Consider the following 2,611-nt stretch of genomic DNA (forward strand, 5'->3'; position numbering starts at 1 on the left):
TTTTACTTCACTACACCCCAACACAAACCCCCCCGACCCTATACTTAACAAACAATTATTTTTTTTTTTAATTTTTTTATATCGCCCCCCCCCCCCCCCCCCCCCCCCCCCCCGAAACTCTATATTTTAGATTTTAATTTAAAGATTCATAAACAACTTTGGATTTACCGGAGTATTGTTCTTATGTACTTCATAATGAAGATGAGGTCCGGTAGAACGACCCGAATTTCCGGATTTGGCGATCACCTGTCCTACTTTCACTTTATCATTCACTTTAGCGACCAACTGCGACAAATGTCCGTAAAGAGTTGCCAGTCCGTTTCCGTGAGAAACGATCACACAGTTTCCGTACCCTCCTTTCTGTCCGGAAAAAATAACCGTTCCGGCTGCAGTTGCCACGACATCCGATCCATAAGCAACAGCGATATCCAGTCCTTTATGAAACTGCATCTGGTCTGCTTCTGCAGGCGCATTATTCTTTTCTGCTGGTTTTTCAGATCCGGCTGCAACAGATTTTGCTGACGAAGCAGGAGCGGGAGCTGCAGAAGGAGCTTTCGGAGTTACCATTACTTTTACCTCTCTTTTATTTCCATAGCTGTCTGTTACTTCTATAATTTTTTCTACAGGTTCAACTTTTACTTCCGGAGCTGCGGCGGCAACAGCAGCAGGTTTGGCAGCACTGCTTTTTACAGAGGCTAAAACGGTTTTAAAAGGGATAGGGTTTTTTCTCACTCCGAAATTAGATGAAATATAACCTTCAGTCGGCATTCCCAAAGGAACTTCCAGTAACTTTTTTTGAAGGTTCATCAGATACTGGCTGTATCGGTTTGCCTGTTTTGCCAGATAAATAGAGTTGGAGATACTGTCTTTGCTCAGAATAGTAACTTTTTCGTTGGGAACATCCTTAGATTTAAGGAAAGAATTCAGCTCCGCTACGGTTTGATCTACCAATGTAAGATCAGTTTTCATTTTCAGATAATCTACACTGTCTTTTTCAGTGTTTATTTTTACAAGGTTTACTTCATAATTTTTGTTGTCCTTTTCCGAATACAACTTTGCAATGAAAATACCTTGCGCAAAAACTACTAATAAAAGTCCTCCTAAAAGCACATTTATGTTCTTTTTACTGCTTAGAAATTTCTTCATTTTTCTTCTCTTAGTATAATTACAAAACGGTTTTAAGCCTGCAAATTTAATTAAAAATAAACTTTCAGGCTTATTTTTAACAAAACTTTAGTTTTTTCTGTAATTAACGGTCGATTAGATATTTAATTGTGTTGAAGTGTTAATTTTGTCTAAATTTGGTTTTTATCATGCGCCGAAAATCCTTCTTTCCGTCTTTGTTTTAATATATTTGCAGTTCACATTTCTATTATGGCAAAAAAGAAAACAAATATAGAATCGAACCCGAAGAAAAGCAAAAATGATGTTGCGGTAGGAGTAGTCGGAAGTGGAAGTTTTGCGACTGCTATTGTGAAAATGCTTGTAGAAAACTGTAAAGTCGTACACTGGTGCGTAAGAAATGAGTACGTAAAAGGAGCGATCGAACAGAGAGGTCATAACCCGACTTATCTTACGGCAGTTAATTTCAATCTTAAAAATTTAAAGCTTACCACAGACATCAACGAGCTTGTTTCTGCGTGTGATATTATTGTCTTGGCAACGCCGTCGATCTATCTTTCCGATACGCTGGATAAAATGACTTGTGATTATCAGAATAAAATATTCGTTTCTGCCATTAAAGGAATTATTCCGAAGGTAAATGATGTCGTAGCACATTATTTAAGAGACGAATTTAAAATAGGTTTCAGGAATCAGGCAGTGATTGCAGGACCTTGTCACGCAGAAGAAGTAGCGATGGAAAGACTGTCCTATCTTACCGTTGCAACCGTAGAAGATGAAGTTTCACAGAAACTGGTGGATATTTTCAATTCAGATTTTATTAAAATGCACTCCAGCAAAGATATTTTAGGAAACGAATACAGTGCGATTCTTAAAAATATTTTCGCTATCGGAGCCGGAATTGCGAGTGGTTTAGGATATGGAGACAACTTTACCGCGGTTTTCGTTTCCAATGCGATCCGTGAAATGGAAACTTTTCTGGAAGCCATTTACGAAGCGCCGAGAGATGTTAACGAAAGTGCTTATCTGGGAGATTTACTGGTTACCGCGTATTCATTATTCTCCAGAAACAGAAATTTGGGAAATCTTATAGGAAAAGGATATACCGTAAAATCAGCAATCCAGTCGATGAACATGATTGCAGAAGGATATTATGCCGCGAATTCTATTTATAAAACGTCAAAGGAAAAAGGGCTGAAACTTCCGATTGTAGATACGATCTATGGAATTCTGTATGAAGGAAAAAATGCAGAAAAACAGTTTAAAAAACTCACCGCAAAACTCGATTAATTTTCAATTTTAAATAACACAAAACATCAGAAATCTTCTTCTGGTGTTTTTTTTATGTATAGAAATCTTTTTTTATTTGGAGCTTTTTCCTGCTTTCGCTACTCGCTTTTTTAGGTTTTCGGGGGGGGGGGGGGGGGGGGGGCCGCCCGCCCAAAAAAAACCCGAAGAGGCCGCCCAGAAAAGAAAAAAATTTTGGGAG

Annotated in this window: 2 protein-coding genes; one reads left to right on the top strand and one right to left on the bottom strand. The window is 38.4% G+C overall.

The window, feature by feature from the left end; all coding sequences use genetic code 11:
* Positions 1-138: 138 nt before the first annotated feature.
* Positions 139-1,146: a M23 family metallopeptidase gene (locus WFH39_RS21130; RefSeq protein WP_336691363.1), complete on the bottom strand. Its 1,008-nt coding sequence runs from the start codon at positions 1,144-1,146 to the stop codon at positions 139-141.
* 228 nt (positions 1,147-1,374) lie between these two features.
* On the opposite strand from WFH39_RS21130, the gene WFH39_RS21135 reads away from it, so the two are divergent.
* Positions 1,375-2,412, top strand: coding sequence for an NAD(P)H-dependent glycerol-3-phosphate dehydrogenase (locus WFH39_RS21135; protein WP_116098783.1), 1,038 nt, complete (start codon positions 1,375-1,377; stop codon positions 2,410-2,412).
* The last annotated feature ends 199 nt before the right edge of the window (positions 2,413-2,611 follow it).

Origin of the sequence: Chryseobacterium sp. MMO-72, from assembly GCF_037146035.1 — a bacterium.
Lineage (GTDB): Bacteria > Bacteroidota > Bacteroidia > Flavobacteriales > Weeksellaceae > Chryseobacterium > Chryseobacterium indicum.

What these genes read in the sequence shown, in the direction of transcription:
- WFH39_RS21130 (WP_336691363.1), bottom strand. Translation starts at nt 1,146, where the DNA reads ATGAAGAAATTTCTAAGCAGTAAAAAGAACATAAATGTGCTTTTAGGA.
- WFH39_RS21135 (WP_116098783.1), top strand. Translation starts at nt 1,375, where the DNA reads ATGGCAAAAAAGAAAACAAATATAGAATCGAACCCGAAGAAAAGCAAA.